The 15576-nt window shown below is 62.3% G+C and carries 10 protein-coding genes; 1 reads left to right on the top strand and 9 read right to left on the bottom strand.

Features of this window, described 5'->3' with window-relative positions; all coding sequences use genetic code 11:
- Positions 1 to 229 precede the first annotated feature (229 nt).
- Both K7H91_RS23950 and K7H91_RS23945 read right to left on the bottom strand, forming a co-directional pair.
- A complete protein-coding gene (locus K7H91_RS23950; protein WP_230722701.1) occupies positions 230 to 1525 on the bottom strand; it encodes a serine hydrolase domain-containing protein in 1296 nt (431 codons plus the stop codon).
- Positions 1526 to 1550: 25 nt separating this feature from the next.
- Positions 1551 to 5924 carry an autotransporter domain-containing protein gene (locus K7H91_RS23945; RefSeq protein ID WP_230722700.1) on the bottom strand — a complete coding sequence of 1458 codons (4374 nt, stop codon included), beginning with the start codon at positions 5922 to 5924 and terminating at the stop codon, positions 1551 to 1553.
- A 529-nt stretch (positions 5925 to 6453) separates the two neighbouring features.
- Between K7H91_RS23945 and K7H91_RS23940 the strand changes: the two genes are divergently transcribed.
- The gene (locus K7H91_RS23940; protein ID WP_330166041.1) at positions 6454 to 6954 is read left to right on the top strand and encodes a GFA family protein; all 501 of its coding nucleotides are present in this window, start codon (positions 6454 to 6456) and stop codon (positions 6952 to 6954) included.
- A 199-nt stretch (positions 6955 to 7153) separates the two neighbouring features.
- Here the strand turns inward: K7H91_RS23940 and K7H91_RS23935 are convergent, their stop codons facing one another.
- The 7 genes from K7H91_RS23935 to poxB all read right to left on the bottom strand — a co-directional run bounded on the left by K7H91_RS23935 (position 7154) and on the right by poxB (position 14871).
- Positions 7154 to 8104 (bottom strand): NAD-dependent epimerase/dehydratase family protein, encoded by a 951-nt coding sequence (locus tag K7H91_RS23935; RefSeq protein ID WP_230722698.1) that lies wholly within the window; start codon positions 8102 to 8104, stop codon positions 7154 to 7156.
- Entirely contained in the window at positions 8101 to 8544 is a 444-nt protein-coding gene (locus K7H91_RS23930; protein WP_230722697.1) for a WxcM-like domain-containing protein, read from the bottom strand. Before K7H91_RS23930 ends, K7H91_RS23935 begins: the two co-directional genes overlap by 4 nt.
- Positions 8541 to 9614: a CDP-glucose 4,6-dehydratase gene (gene rfbG, locus K7H91_RS23925; protein WP_230722696.1), complete on the bottom strand. Its 1074-nt coding sequence runs from the start codon at positions 9612 to 9614 to the stop codon at positions 8541 to 8543. The genes K7H91_RS23930 and rfbG overlap by 4 nt, the downstream gene beginning before the upstream one ends.
- Positions 9607 to 10425 carry a glucose-1-phosphate cytidylyltransferase gene (gene rfbF, locus K7H91_RS23920; protein WP_230722695.1) on the bottom strand — a complete coding sequence of 273 codons (819 nt, stop codon included), beginning with the start codon at positions 10423 to 10425 and terminating at the stop codon, positions 9607 to 9609. Before rfbF ends, rfbG begins: the two co-directional genes overlap by 8 nt.
- 2 nt (positions 10426 to 10427) lie before the next feature.
- Positions 10428 to 11645, bottom strand: coding sequence for an MFS transporter (locus tag K7H91_RS23915; protein WP_230722694.1), 1218 nt, complete (start codon positions 11643 to 11645; stop codon positions 10428 to 10430).
- A 142-nt stretch (positions 11646 to 11787) separates the two neighbouring features.
- Positions 11788 to 12687, bottom strand: a complete 900-nt coding sequence (locus tag K7H91_RS23910; protein ID WP_230722693.1) for a hypothetical protein — start codon at positions 12685 to 12687, stop codon at positions 11788 to 11790.
- 465 nt (positions 12688 to 13152) lie between these two features.
- Positions 13153 to 14871 (bottom strand): ubiquinone-dependent pyruvate dehydrogenase, encoded by a 1719-nt coding sequence (gene poxB / locus K7H91_RS23905; RefSeq protein WP_230722692.1) that lies wholly within the window; start codon positions 14869 to 14871, stop codon positions 13153 to 13155.
- Positions 14872 to 15576: the final 705 nt, after the last annotated feature.

Below are 15576 nucleotides of genomic sequence, written 5' to 3'. Positions count from 1 at the left end.
GGCGCCACGCGGAGAAAAAGCGGACCAGCGGGCGGGCCGTCACGCTTGAAGTGAAATCAACTGTCTTCCCACACGGATAGGGCCGCCATGAAGGTCGGGCGCGAGAGCGCGATGCCAGTGCTGGTGGAAAGCACGGCAAAGGCGAGCGTCGGAATATTGGATGCCAAGCCCGTAGCACGACAATCAGATCACGTTCGCTGAAGTGCTCGCTGATGGGATTGCAATCGCCTCACGGGGCTGCCTTACCGCCAAGAAGAGGCGCTACGGCATTGAAAATGCGCATGGCAGGCAGGGAGCACGCAATGCCGTGCGTATTGGAGGGCAGAACCTCGGCCTCGCCGCAATCGCCCGAAGGAATGTCGCTGTTGGTTTGTATGGCCACGGTCGTGTCGGTTTGTGTATTGTAATAGACGACGGTGGTGTATCCCGGCAGTTCACCGGTATGTCCGACCCAGCCGTCGGTGCAACGCAGCGCCAAGCCATAGTCTGCGGGCCCCTGGAAAGAGCGCAGCCGCTGTTCCTGCGACTTTTTGTCAAGAAGGCCGTGACCGGTTGCCAGGGCCCTGCCATAGGTGAGCAGGTCATCGACATCTGAAATGATTTCACCAGCGGTCCAAAGCGATGCCGGGTTCCAGTTGGTGGCGTCCAACGGGGCTTCGGGGGTCGCGTCATAACCTTGCAGCGAGATACCGCGCGCGTATGGTGCGGGGATTGCGGTCTGCCTGCCTGGCCAGACCGTGTTTTCCAGACCGAGCGGTTCGAAGATCATTGTTCTCAGGGCTGTCTCGACCGGCTGACCGGTGACCTTCTCTATCACCATTCCAAGCAGGATCGTATTGGTGTTGGAGTAGTCATATTCAGAACCGGGTTCGAACAGCGGAGACTTCTCGACAGCGTAGGCTACCAGATCCTCCGGTGAGAAAAACATGTTCGGGTCTTCAAGGTACAAGTTCACAAACCGCTCCGAGGCGGTGTAGCTGGCAACACCGCTCGTCATGTTTGCCAGCTGTCGCAGCGTGGTTTCATCGCCGTTCGGAATGCCCGAGACATAGGCGCCAATCGTGTCGTCCAGCGAAAGAAGGCCGTCTTCAGCCAGTTGCAGAATAACGGTTCCCGTGAAGGTCTTTGTGACCGAACCGATGCGGGTGTGCATGCCCGGCACCATCTGCGCGCCTGTGCCGGGATCGGCGATGCCAACACCCTCTACCCATGAACCCTCGGGCGTGCGCACGCCTACGATCGCGCCGGGCGCTGCAGTCTGGTGCAGCGCCTTTGTCACGGCGGCGTCGAGCCTTGACGCAAGCGCTTCAGAAAGACGCTTCGAGCTTGCCGCCTGTGCAGCCGGCATCGACAGGACGCGGTGCACGTCCTGCACGCACGCTTCGGCCGCGACGGCGGTTTCGATACAGCCTGAGGTCAGCAGAAGCAGTGTCAGGAGCGGAAGACTTCTTCGTTTCAGAAGATCGCATGAGACGAATACTGGCAATTCAAAACCTCTTTGATGATGTTGCGAGCGATTGTGCATGCCCGGCCCATGCTGCTTTGCCGATCTAGAAGCGAAGGTCGAAGCGCATGCTGAAATTGTGATCTTGCACCCCTTCGGCAAGTTGCCCGTCATAGCCTAAGGAGAGGCTTGCTTCGTTGCTGAGGTCGAAAGACAGGCCGACCCCGAGCAAAGCCGCGTCCCGGGCCGTCGGAATACCTGAGATCCCGAAATCGCTGCCACCATCGAACGCCATCACCGAGGTCCCGTTGAGATCGCCATAGGCATGCTGCCAGCCGGCGTGTCCGGAAAGGCGCGCCGCCGTTTCGCCGAGCATGATGTCGCGGCTGGCGCGAAGGCCGAGCGTCGTGGTCCACAGATCCTGGGTTTGCGATGCCGCGTGGAGCGCCGCCATACCGCCTGTTTCGGAAAATCCATCGGTCTTCAGGTTGACATAGGATGCCGCCGCGAAAGGCTGCAGATATCCGGCCTCGTCTCCGAACCGCCAGCCGGTTTCGGCAAAGGCCTGCAGCGTTTGGGCATCATAGTCGGCGTTCAGCTGTTCGCTCAGCCCGACAAAGGAGACGGTCCGCTCGGTGGTGATTGCATGGTGGCCGTAGGAGCCGCCGAAGCTGAAACTGAACGGACCGGTCTGTGTGCTTCCATACCCGCCGACATAGTAGCTGTCGGTATCGGCTGAGGCCGTGAACCCCTTCTCGTCGATCGAGGCATTCATGTAGCCTGCGGCAAGGCCGAACAGCCAGTCCTGACCGACACGGGCATCGCCGCCGAACAGGGCTCCGCCGCCCGACGTATCGACGGTATGGGCATTGCCATCGCCCTGATAGCGCCCGAGCCCGCCCAGAGCATCGAACCAGACCGATACCTGATCGGCTGCCAGCGCTTCGCCGTTTGGCGCAGCGCCCTCAGCGCCGTTCGTGGCAAAGGCGGCATCGATCCGGGAGAGAATTGCCCTTTCGACCTGTCTTGGCTCGTCGCGCAAAACGGTATTGGCAGAGGCATGGATTTCGCCGGACAGCGCATCGAATATTTGAGGTGCCTCATTCTCGTAGAGCCCGAGGATCGCCCGATAAAGCGCGGTGTCGGGCGAGAGGCTGTCCAGGCCTGCTGCCGTTGCTTTCTGATTTGGCGTTATTGCCTCATCGACAAAATCGACATCATTTTGCTGAAGCGTCAGATAGACGCTCGTGGCATCATAGCCGAGATAGGAGTCGAGAAAGGCAAAATTGTCGGTCACGCTGCCGAAACCACCCGTGACACCGCCTTCGGCCGTCACCACGGTATAGACATTCATTGGATCATAGCCGGAGCCGGTATCGCCGGACCGATCCGCCAGGACGACGAGATCGGCGCCCCTGTCTATCGTTGCCACGCCCGCGACCTTGAGCAGGTCGTTGTTGATGCCGGCTTCCGTGCCCGCGTCATTGACCTCGACCTGGTAGACCGCGCCGGCGCCAAGGCCAAGATCGCCGGCGACATTCATTGTCCCGATGGAATTGCCCGGCGCGACCACGCCGGAAACCACCGTATCCCCGACCGTACCGGAGCCGGCAAGCATGGCGGCGGAGGCGACATTGACCGCGCCGGTAACGCCATTGACCACCAGCTTGCCGCCGAACAAATCCGTGCCGCCGGTATAGCTGCTTTTGCCCGTCAGTATGGTCGTGCCGGAATAGACCTCGACACTGCCCGCGCCGGTAATAGCAGGCGCGAAGACGTAATCCGGGTTGGTATGGTTGAAGACGATTTTGCCGCTGCGCGTGCCGAAGTCGATCAGTGACGTATCGACTGCGCCCGCGGAGACAGCCGTCTCGCCTGCCGCGGCACCAATGTTCAGCCTTCCCTGTGTCCCGATCGAGAAGGCGTCCTTGGCGCGAACCGTGCCGCCATCGGCAACCGTCAGCACACCGGAGGCCCCGACGCGGCCGACTTTCATCGAACCGGTGGTCCAGAGCGATCCGGCGCCGGTGACCGTTGCCGTGCCGCTCGTCCATGCGGACTGTCCGAGCGTGGCCGTTCCACTGGTTACAGAGCCGCCATCCTCAACCGCAAGCGTGCTGCCGGCAATCGACCCGATGGCCAGCGACCCGCCAGCTCCGGTGGAGAGTCGCGATCCGCTTCCAGTCACCAGGACCTCGCCAGTGGGCAATGACAGCGATGCGCTGCCGACAGCAATCTTGCCCGAGGCGTTTACGCCGCCGCCGTCGCTGATCACAAGCGAGCCGGAGCCGGTGCGCCCGACATTCAGATCGCCGTTCAGCGTCCACAAAGCGGTCGGGCCGGTGACTTCGACGCGGCCATCCTCGCCGGCGACGGTTCCGATGAAGCCGGAACCGCTTGCAAATGCGTTGTTGATCTCGAGCGTGCCGGAGCCAACGCGCACCTCGCCGCTGTAGGCGCTGGTTGCCCCTGTCAGCCGAAGGCGTGCGGGTCCATAGATCGCCAGCGTGCCGGAGCCGGTGAAGCTGCCGGCAAACACCGTATCGGCATTCTGGCTGACCGACAGCTTGGCTGTTCCCAGGTCGACTGTGCCGCCGGTTCCAGAAAGCCTCGACATCATGAGATCATTGTCGTTGAGATCGAGCACACCGCCATTGACCGTGTAGGCCCCGCCTTGTGCAAAGGCGAGCAGCGAGCCGGCCCGCAGAATGCCGCCCTCGACCGTGGTTTCGCCGGTATAGATGTTGTTGCCGAACAGAGTGGTCGTGCCGGAATGGGCTTCGATGCCGCCCGTACCCTTGAGATCGGGGGAAAATGTGTAATCCGTATCGGTGTGGTTGAAGACGATCTTGCCGCTGCCCGTGCCGAAATCGATCAGCAATGTGTCGACATTGCCAGCCGCGACAGCCGTATCACCTGCCGCCGCACCGATGTTCAACGTTCCCTGTGACCCGATGGTGAACGCGTCCGTGGCGCGAACCGTGCCGCCATCGGCAACCCTCAAAACCCCGATGGCGCCAGTACTTCCGACTTTCATCGAACCGGTGGTCCAGAGCGAACCGGTCCCGCTGACCGTCGCCGCACCTCTCGTCCAAGCGGATTGTCCGAGCGTGGCTGTTCCGCTGGTAACAGCGCCGCCATTCTCGACCGCGAGCGTGCTGCCGACAATCGACCCGATCACTAGTGATCCGCCGGTCCCGGTGGAAAGACGCGATCCTTCTCCGGTAACCGTGATGCTGCCCGTGGGCAAGGAAAGCGATGCGCTGCCGACAGCAATCTTGCCCGACGCGTTGACACCGCCGCCGCCGCTGATCACGAGCGCGCCGGAACCAGTGCGCCCGACGTTCAGGTCGCCGTCCAGTGTCCACAAGGCTGCAGAGCCAGTGACATCAACGCGGCCATCCTCACCTGCGACGGTTCCAATGAACCCGGATCCGCTCGAAAATGCGTTGTTGATGGCGAGCGTGCCGGAGGCAATGCGCACATCGCCGCTATAGGCGCTGGTCGTCCCTCTCAGTTCGAGGCGGCCGTTCCTGTCGAGCGTCAGCGTGCCGGAGCCGGTGAAGCTGCCGGCGAACGTCGTATCGGTATCCTGGCTGATCGTAAGCTTGCCTGTTCCCAGACCGATCGTGCCGCCGGTTCCCGAAAGCGTGGACATGGTGAGATCATGGCCGTTGAGATCGAGCATGCCGCCATTGACCGTGTAGGCCGTATTGTCCGCAAAACCGAGGGGTGCGCCCGCCCGCAGGGTGCCGCCCTCGATCCGAGTGCCGCCGGTATAGGTGTTGGTGCCTGTCAGGATGGTCGTGCCGGAATAGACTTCGACGCCCCCCGCGCCGCTAATATCGGGCGCAAAGGCATAAGCGTTGTCGGTGTGGTTGAAGACGATGCTGCCCTCACCCGCGCCGAAGACGATCGCACCGGTTTGCAGCGTGCCGGCGACGCCTGCCGTCTCACCGGCCGCCGCCCCGATGTTGAGCGTGCCGGTGGAGCCGCTTTCCCTGGCGATCTCAACGCGATCATTGGCGATGACGTTTGCGCTGTCAGCGACCGCCAGGATACCGGCTCCACGATCGCCGACGACCAGCACGCCTCCGGTGCTTGTCCACGTCGTCCCCGCGCCGGAAACAATGGCCGTGCCCGAACTTCCAGTTTCTTCGCCAATGACACTGGAGGCCGCTACAATCGCTCCACCGGCTGACAGGTTCAGGGTACCGGTGCCTTCGATGCCTAGGGACAATTTGCCAGTGAGTTCGATTTTTGAACCAGCGCCAGACAGATTCACGGCCCCTTGCACGAGACTATCTACGCCGAGAACCATGTCCTTTCCGGTCATCGAGCCGCGATCCGCGATGGTTACCACGCCGTTGCCGGCCCAGCCGACCCGCATAATATCGAAACCATACCAACGCGATCCGACGCCGGTGATCGTTGCCGTGCCGTATTCATTGGTGCCGATATTGGCGATGGGAGCGGTCACAGTGCCCCCTCTTGAAATCGTCAGCGAGGCGGGGTCTTTCACCCCTACCGAAACAAACCTGGGGTCTGAAAGTGCTTTGCCGTATGGCCCGCCGTCGATGCCATCGACGGTAACATCAGTGTCGATGAAAACGCCGGCAAGCGCTGGCACCGAGAGAACGACAAAAGCGGTCGAAGCCAACAAAGCCAATTTGGGAGCAGCTTGGAACGCACGTTTGGCCACTCCCTTGGGGCGACTGTGGGAGCGCATGGATGTGCGAACTGTTGTCGTCGTCGGTTGGCCTTGCCGCATGGTCGCTCCCCTGAAATTATCTGGTGGAACCATGCTCTCGAAGCGGCTTTGACGATCGGGAAACCGTGCCGACCTGCTTACGAAACAGAGCTCCGTCGGCGCTTATTGTTCAGCAACCCAATGATGGGAATCCCCTGATCAGGGGTTTTGACGCGAAGGTTCGGAGGCCATAGACGGTTTCGTATCGGTCATTTGACGCCACAGCTTTATCGCTGCGTTGAGGATTGCGAGATATCGCATGCATCGGGGACAAATGGGTCGGGCTATATCAATTCGGCAGGTTACTGCTGCTGCGCTTCAAAAGAATGAGTTTGAACATGGGTGTTTCACTATGACCTCAATCACAGTCGGCTCCTGTTTGTGTGGTGACGTTAGGTTTGAAATCTCAGGAGAGCTTGAGAATTTCTTTCTGTGTCACTGCAAGCGCTGTCGAAAGGACACAGGGTCGGCCCATTCGGCCAATCTGTTTTCGTCGAAAGCGACATTGACCTGGATTTCCGGTCTTGATGCGATTCAAATCTACAAGATGCCGGGCACGCGACACGAAAAGAGCTTCTGCAACAAATGCGGATCAGCACTTCCAAGCGTTCAGTTGGAAGGGGCCTTGGTCGTCGTTCCAGCCGGGAGCCTTGATAGCGCGATTGAGATCCGGCCGAGTGCTCATATCTGCTTTGCAAGCCGAGCGGAGTGGGACGCGCGTTTGGACGACATCCAGAAATTCAACGGTCTACCAGGCTAGGTTCAGTACCGCAAAACGGTCTCCGGCAAACCCGGTGCCTCCGTTCTGCACGTGCTCCAATCCCGCTCGAGATGCTCATTTCCGGCAGGAGACCTGTTTCAACTCGGCGATGCATCCGATGGCGATCCGCCAGATCACGCCGCGCACCCGTCCTGCATTCAGCCTTGAGGCCTGACCGAGCCTGCCCGGACCAGCGCGGTCAAGCCGAGCGGGCCGCGCCTTCGGTCCGGACCCAGGTCGCGACCGCCTCGCGCCACGGGGCGGGCGCCCAGTCGAGCAGGCGTCGCGCCTTCTCCGTCGATCCGACAATGAGATCCGGCTCGCCGGGCCGCATCGGCCGCTCCCCGAAACGGCAGAGCGCCGGATTGGCACCGAGCGTGTCGGCGATGGCAAGCACCACGTCCCGGAGGGATGGCGCCTCGCCCGAGCAGGCGTTGAAGAGATCGAACGGCGCTCGCGCCAGGTCGTCGGCAAGGGCGAGATAGAGCGCGACCACATCCGCGACCGGCAGGATGTCACGCCGCTGCAGACAGGGAGTAAGCGCGATCTCCCGCCCCTGCCGAAGGGCCGCGGCCACCGACGGCAGCAGCTTTTCCGGCGCCTCCAGCGGACCGAACGGCAGAAACAGCCGCGCCACCCGGGTGGGCACGCCGGTGCGCAGTGCAAGCTGCCGGGCGAAAAGGGTTTCGGTTAGCTTCGACAAACCGTAGGGCGTGGACGGAAGGCAGGCCTCGTCCTCCGTATGCGGTGCGTCAGCATCGGTATATTCGGAGACGGTGCCGGTCACGATAACCGCGCCGCCGATCTCCGCCATGGCAGCGTAGATCGGGCCAAGTGGCGCGACGTTGACTGCGTGTCCCGTGCCCAGGTCGTAGTCGGCGCCGGCATAGTTCTTCGTGTATCCGGCATGCTGGACCCAGAGATCCGGCCGGACCGTGCCCGCCCGGTCCGCGATTTCCTCCGGTCGGGTGAGGTCGAGCGGCTCCAGCGACACCCCGGCCTCCGCAAGGCGCCGGATCCGCTCGCCCCGGATCCCTTCCAGAATCCCCGGACGGCTGACGGTACCCACCACGTCGTGGCGGGCCGCACGGAAGCCGGCTGCCAGATGGTAGCCGACGAAGCTCGTGACGCCGGTGACAAGAACCTTCATGCGGCCTCCCATCGATAGGGGATGTGGTCGGTGTCCGGCGGCAGGTCGTCGCCTTCCGCCGGATCGAACGGTTCCGTGGCGCAGTTCGCTATCAGGGATTCACCCGCGCCGATCCCCCTGAAGCCGTACCAAACGCCCGGCCGGATCGTCAGCAGACCGTAGGCCTCCCGTCCGAGCATAAACTCCTTGGGCTCCGCGTCCTGCTTCCAGAGCACCACCGCCACCTCGCCGATCGGGACTGCGAGATTGACCGTCTTGGAGCGGTGCATGTGCCACGCCTTCACGACGCCCTCTCGGATGGTCGAGAAGTAGATTTCCCCGAAGGCCTCGAAATGGGGATCGGTCGCGCGCAGCATGTGCATCACGGCGCCCCGCTCGTCCGGGAACTGACAGAGCGGCCGCAACGACCACCCCGTCCCGTCTCTCGGCTCTACACTCATGGGCGCCCGAACTCCTTCCACATCCGTTCATAGGCCGCGATCTGCCCGCCGGTGAAGTCGGGAACATCGGCGCCGTCGTTCCATGCCCGGTACCAGCCGACGGTTTCAGCCACGGACTCCTCGTAGCCCCAGACCGGCTCCCATTTCAGATAGTGGCTCGCCCTGTCCGTGTTGAGTTGCAGCCAGTGGTCCTCGTGAGGCGCATTCGGGTCGCGCTGAATGGAGAGTTCGCCTGATCCCCAGATGTCGATGACCTTGCGGACCACCTCTTCCACCATGCGGTTCGCGCCGTGGCCCGGGCCGAGGTTCCAGCTCTTGCAGAAGTCGTCGCCGTCCTCGCCCTCCAGCTTGCTGCCGAGAAGCAGATAGCCGCCTAGGGGTTCGAGCACGTGCTGCCACGGACGCGTCGCGTCGGGACTGCGGATGACGATGGTCTCGCCCGCCCGCAGGAAACGAATGCAGTCCGGGATCAGCCGGTCCTTCGCCCAGTCGCCGCCGCCGATTACGTTGCCTGCGCGTGTGGTCGCAGCCCTCAGCCGCCCCTTCAGGAACGAGTTCCAGTAGGCGTCGAAGACGATTTCCGCGCAGCCCTTCGAGGCGCTGTAGGGATCACGGCCGCCCAGCGTGTCGGTCTCCCGGTAGCCCCATTCCCAATCGACGTTGCGATAGCACTTGTCGGAGGTGATGAAGACCAGCGTGCGCACGCTGTCGCTCTTGCGGATCGCCTCCAGCAGGTTCACCGCGCCGCCGACATTGGTATCGAAGGTGCCCTTGGGATCAGCATAGGCCGGACGCACCAGCGCCTGGGCGGCCAGATGGAAGACGATCTCGGGACGGACCTCGTCGATCGCCCGGCCGATGGCGTCGGCATCGCGCAGATCGCCCTCGATGTGGCGCATGCGATCCTTCAGCCTGAGCAGCTCGAAATGGCTGTTGTCATAGGCGGGAGGTAGGGCGAACCCGGAAACCTCAGCACCCAGCTTCAGGAGCCATGCGGAGAGCCAGGAGCCCTTGAAACCGGTGTGACCGGTCACCAGAACCCGCTTGCCGCGATAGATGTCGTCAAACATCGAAGTGCCCCCGCGACTTGCGTGCGCTGCTGCTTTCCAGTGACCAGAGCTTCCAGGGCGCCTCGTCCGTGTCCCACATCCTGTTGAGGTCGTCGACGTCGCGCTTGGTGTCCATCGGCCGCCAGAAGCCGTTGTGCACGTAGGCCATGACCTCGCCCTCGGCGACCGCGCGCTCCAGAGGATCCCGCTCCAGGATGGCATCGTCACCGTCGATGAACTCCAGGAAGCCAGGCTCCATCACGAAGAAGCCGGCGTTCACGTAGGCGGCGCTTTCGAGCGGCTTTTCCTGGAACGATCGGACCAGACCGTTCTCCTCGAACTCCACGATGCCGAAGCGCGCGGCGGGCCGTGCCAGCGTCATGGTCACCAGCTTGCCGTGGCTCTTGTGAAACTCCAGGAGGGCGTCGATATCGACGTCCGACACGCCGTCGCCGTAGGTGGCCATGAAAGTCTCGTCCATCAGCCAGCTCGACAGCCGCTTGATGCGCCCGCCGGTCATCGTGTTGAGACCGGTGTCGATCAGGCCGAGCTTCCAGTTGACGTCGGGACGCTCAACGGCGCGGGACTTGCCGGTCGCCATGTCGAGGATGAAGTCAGAATGCAGGGTCTCGTAGTTGACGAAAAAGGATTTGACGTAGTCCGCCTTGTATCCGAGCGCTAGAAGGAACTCGTCGTGCCCGAAGTGGGAGTAGATACTCATTATATGCCACAGCATCGGCAGCCCGCCGACCGGCACCATCGGCTTCGGAATATCCTCGGTGTACTCGGAAAGACGCGTTCCGAAGCCTCCGGCGAGAAGTACTGTTTTCATGTTCAGTCCCTTTGTGTGCGCAGTCCTGTTAGAAGAAGGGTTGACGCCGCCATCAGCACGGCCGCGAAGACGATTGGCCCGACCGCGTCCCCGCCGGCAATGACACCGCCGGCGAGCGAGGTGAGGCCGAAGGCGAGCGCGTTGATCGACGCGGTCACGCCGAGAATTCCGCCTTCATTGCCGTCAGCCTGGTCGGTGAGCAGCGAGATGACGGCGCCATAGGCGACAGCGACTCCGGTCGAGATCGGAATGGCGAGCAGCCACTCCCACGCCACGGTCGAGCCGACGGCGGCGGCTGTGATGCAGACGGTGGTGACCATCATCGAGCCGAGCGCAACGGGATATGCGGGAAAGAGCTTGCGCAGAAGCGGAGTCACCACCGCGAAGCTCAGGCAGAACCCGATGCCGAGCACGCCCATGAAATAGCTGACCCCGTAATTGCTCATCGCAAAGCGGTCGATCAGGAAGGTCGCTACGAAGAAGAAGAAGCCGCCCCAGGCCAGTTGCTGGAGCAAAAAGACCGTCGACAGGCGCCGCAGCACCGGAGACGCCACGGCGAGGCGGAGCTCGCGGACGCTTCCGAGAAAATCCAGGGGATTGTCCTCCACCCGCTCCGGCGCGCCCCGGTCGCGGTAGCTCGCCGCGAGCCATGCCATGGTTGCCGCCGCGATCGCCATGAGGGCCACGAGCGGCGCAATCCGGTCGAACCGGGCCGACTCGCCGATCTGGGCCAGGACGCCGGAAAGAACCGGACCCAGGACGAAGCCAAGAGACGAGGAGAGCAGTCCGAGATTGATCCGCGCGTCCTTGCTCCCGCGATCGCCGAGATCGGACAGGGCGGCCAGTGCCAGAGCCTGGGTCGCGGCCGTCAGGCCGCCGACGAGACGCCCGAGGATCACCAGCGTTGGCGATCCGACCTCGAAGCCGACCGCGATCGCGGCGTAGCTGGCAATCAGCCCCGCCCCGCACAGGAGCATGATCGGCAGACGCCCCTTGCGGTCCGACAGGATGCCGAGCAGGGGCGCGGCGAAAAAAGTAGCCAGCGGATAGATTCCGACAGCGAGCCCGTAGAGGACCGACTGCAGCAGCGGGTTCTCCGACAGCGGATTGGAGGCGAGGATCGGAACGATCATCGCGAAGCCCATCGCATCCACGAACACGAGGAGGCACAGGGGCAGAAGCTGGTTTAAGGGGAAGGCGCGCGCGGCCGTCTCAATCATAAAAATGCCTTTCGCGAGCCTGGCTCGACGGTGCCCGGGACCATACCGGCCGGGAAAGCTCGGTCGGAAAGGGCCGGCTCCAGCCTCAACGGGTCAATGGAATGGGTACGACGCATGCGCCGTCCTCCGCAGCGAATGGGCGCTAGGTGGCCTTCTCGGTCCACTCGAAGCCCGCGTCCTGCCAGCGTTCGAGATGCTCCGGCTCTTCGGACGACCCGAGGCCGTAGCGTCCTTCGCGGTACTTCAGGTTCATCTCCCGGGTTCCGCCCGCAGTCAGCGCGATCTGCCCGGTCTTCTTCTGCTTGAAGTCGTCGCTGGCCCGATGGATCACGCCGAGCGGCGTATGGGGCAGGAACGGTTCGACCAGAAGCTCGCGGTCGACATCGAACTTGGGCAGCGCCTGATGGCAGACCCAGTTGCAGCGGGACGGGAGAAACTCCAGCCCCTGGGCCAGATCGTCATCGAGATGCTCGAAAACCTCGAAGTTGAGCGAGGCCTGCTCGATATGGAAATTGCGACCGTTGTGGAGGTTCTCCTCGATCCGCCTCGCCCAGCGGCCCCACATCGGGGACCCGGCCGGCATCGCGAAGACGCCGGTGTTGAGGATCGGGTAATTCCGGTATTTCTGGGCGACTTCCGCGCCGCACAGATCCGTGAAGACCTTCACGATGAAGGCCCGGTAGGAGTCCGCGGTGCCGTAGTTGGAGATGAAGGATCGGTCGATTTCCGGCGTGATCGCCAGAAGCCCCCGCTCGGCGCCCGCCCTGTAGAACTCGATCGCCTCCCAGTCCTGTACCCAGGCATCAGCGTCCATGTGCATATAGATGTCGTGTCCCGGGAAATACCGGGGCAGGAGTGGACGGCAGAGGATCGCCTTGAACGGCAGCGGCACCCCGGCCGCGTCGCTCAACCCGAAGGGCCAGTCCGGAACAACGATCTCGACGGCCCGCTCGGCAAGCCAGCTCTTCTGCTGTTCGGAAAGGCCCAGGTCGAAGCAGCCGAGCGCGATCGCCGCCCCCTCCGGCTTCTCGCGAATAGACAACACCATTCCCTGCAGGAAATGGAAGAATTCTGCAGAAGACGCGCTGACGATAATCATTTTTGGAGCCCCCCCGGTGCCGTTCAGGTCTTGATCTTATCGGGCGACACCCAGTTGAAAACCTGACATTGTCCCCGTGCGCGAGCGCACCGCATGTCTCAACCGTGAATAGAACCCCAAAAACAAGCACCTAATCTTACTACCTTTTCAAGACAGATAAAACAAGCCGAGTAATTACGTCTTTTTAATCAGTCTCCGACATGACGATGCTTGATACTCTCAAGATCATCATGCCCGCAGAGGCCCACCGGAGGCCTCTTGTTTGCGGAGGCGCCAGCCGCCATCGTCTGCCAACGGCCGATGCGGTGCCCCGCTCGCTCCGCAAGCCGGATGGCGTGCCTCTTGGTCTTTCCGTCTGATTGTTTCAATGCCCAATGAGATGCGAGAAACCGACCGAGTCCGCAGCGCTCATCTGAAGAGGTTGCTGGTGGCCAGTTCCACGATCTCGTTCCCGCGTCCGTTGAGGATCGCGCGCATTCCGTAGAGGCTGAACCCGATGCCCTCCTTGGCCTTGATGGTCGGCGGCATGGCCAGCTCCTGTCGGTTCGACACAACGTCGATCAAGGCCGGGCCGTCGTAGGCGAAGACGTCCTGAAGCGCGCCTCTGAGATCGCTGGCCGCCTCGACCCGGATGCCCTTCAGGCCGATGGCCTCAGCGACCTTTGCGAAATCGGGATTCTGCAAGCCGACATTCTCGGGCAGGTAGCCGGCGGCCTTCTGTTCCAGCTCCACGAAGCCGAGTGTGCCGTTGTTCAGCACCACTATCTTGACAGGCAGGTTCAGTTGCACGGCCGTCAGCAATTCGCCGAACAGCATAGCCACCCCGCCGTCGCCCGACATCGACAAGACCTGCCGATCCGGAAACGCCGCCTGCGCCCCAAGCGCCTGCGGCATCGCGTTGGCCATGGAGCCGTGATTGAAAGAGCCGATAAGCCTGCGCTTGCCATTGGTCTTGAGATAGCGCGCAGACCAGATTGCGGGAGTGCCCACGTCAACGGTAAAGATCGCATCCTCTGCGGCCACCTCGTTGACGACGGAATAGACATATTGCGGGTGCATGGGTTTGCCCGGCTTGGTCGGGGTCGCCAGATCGTCAAGGTCACGGCGTGCGTTGGCATAATGCTTGCGCGCCTTTTCGAGGAACTCGTGCGGCCGGCCGTCGTTGATCTTCGGCGTGACCATCCGGGCAAACTCGACCACGTCGGCCTCGATTCCCATCGTCAGGGCCACACGCTTGCCGAGCGCGCCAGGCTCGCGGTCGACCTGGATGACCTTGGCGCCTTCGGGATAGAAGTTCCGATAGGGAAAGTCGGTACCGAGCATCAGTAGCGTGTCGCAGTCTTTCATCGCCTGGTACCCCGACGAAAAACCGATCAGTCCGGTCATGCCCACGTCGAAAGGGTTGTCCCATTCCATGACTTCCTTGCCGCGGAAGGCGTGGACGATCGGCGCTTTCAACGCGTCGGCCAGCGCCACGACCTCGTCATGCGCACCCGCGGTGCCGGCCCCGGCCAGGATCGTGACGTTGCGCGACCCGTTCAAAAGGTCCGCCGCGGCCGCGATATCGGCATCGACCGGCACGCGGCGCACCGGTGAGGGCGGCACAAAGACCGGTGTGTTGCCGTCGAACTCCTGAAGCGACACGTCTCCGGGGATCACGATAACCGAAACGGTATTTTGCCCGATGGCCGTGCGCAGGGCCCTGTGCAGAACGCCAGGCATCTGCTTGGGCGTGGTGACGAGCTCACAAAAGTCGCTGCATTCTTCAAACAGTTTCGTGGGATGGGTTTCCTGGAAGAAGCCCAGTCCGATCTCGGTCGAGGGGATATGCGACGCGATGGCGAGCACAGGGACCCGGTTGCGGTAGCAGTCGTAGAGCCCGTTGATCAGATGCAGGTTGCCCGGTCCGCAACTGCCCGCGCAGACCGCTAGCTTGCCCGTGACCGCCGCCTCTGCGCCGCTGGCAAATGCGCCGGCCTCTTCGTTACGGACATGCATGAATGCGATCTTGCCGTTCTCACGCAGGGCGCCGTCGACGGCATTGAGGCTGTCACCCGTCACGCCCCAGATCCTCGTAACCCCGGCGGCGGCGAGTGTTTCGACAAGAAGTTTGGCAAGAGAGGTCATCTGCAACGTCCTTTCAAAAGCGGATCAGGGGCGCCCTCGTTTGGCGGTCTGTGTGGCCCTTATGTTAAGCTACGCTTCGGCGGTTCGGGGTCAAGGTGTTGGGCTTCATCACTTCAAAATGGATTAAAATCGCGGCGTTGCGCCCGAATATGATGAGCCAGAGTCAATTCAGCATCACCGTCGCCTGTTGTGCACGGCAAAAGAAAGAAGATGCGCGCCCCAGACTCACCATGCGGGCAGGCCACTCGGGCGTAAGCTTACCGAAGAGCGGGAATCCTTTATCAGGATGCAGCTCACCTCTCAGGACCTTGGTGTAATCCGGACAAACGACAGCTTTCGGGAAGGACACTGTTTGCCGCGAACGACCGAAATGGGGGCGCAAAGCTGCCGTCCGACCCTTCGGCCGGGTATGGGCGCGACACGGCCCGTGTTCACGGTCAGCATTAGGTCTTGAAGGGATACGAACCTTCGACCCGTCGAAATGATATTCAATTGAATAAACTGCTAGTAGCCGAACGGCAACGTCGCCCCGGCCTGATGAAATTGCCGCCACTAAGCGCGGGCAGGTCTCCATGGCTGTTTCCGACTTCATTCTGGTCATTGTGAGCCAGGATGCCAAAGCGGAAAGTTGGGTTCACGCAGTGAAGCGTGGCCGGTTACCAAAAGCGGTCCGGAAAACTACGTCTCGCGTACAGCGCTTCGCGC

The organism is Martelella mediterranea, from assembly GCF_021021415.1.
Classification (GTDB): Bacteria; Pseudomonadota; Alphaproteobacteria; order Rhizobiales; family Rhizobiaceae; genus Martelella; species Martelella mediterranea_C.
This window is presented reverse-complemented; position numbering and strand designations above follow the sequence as displayed.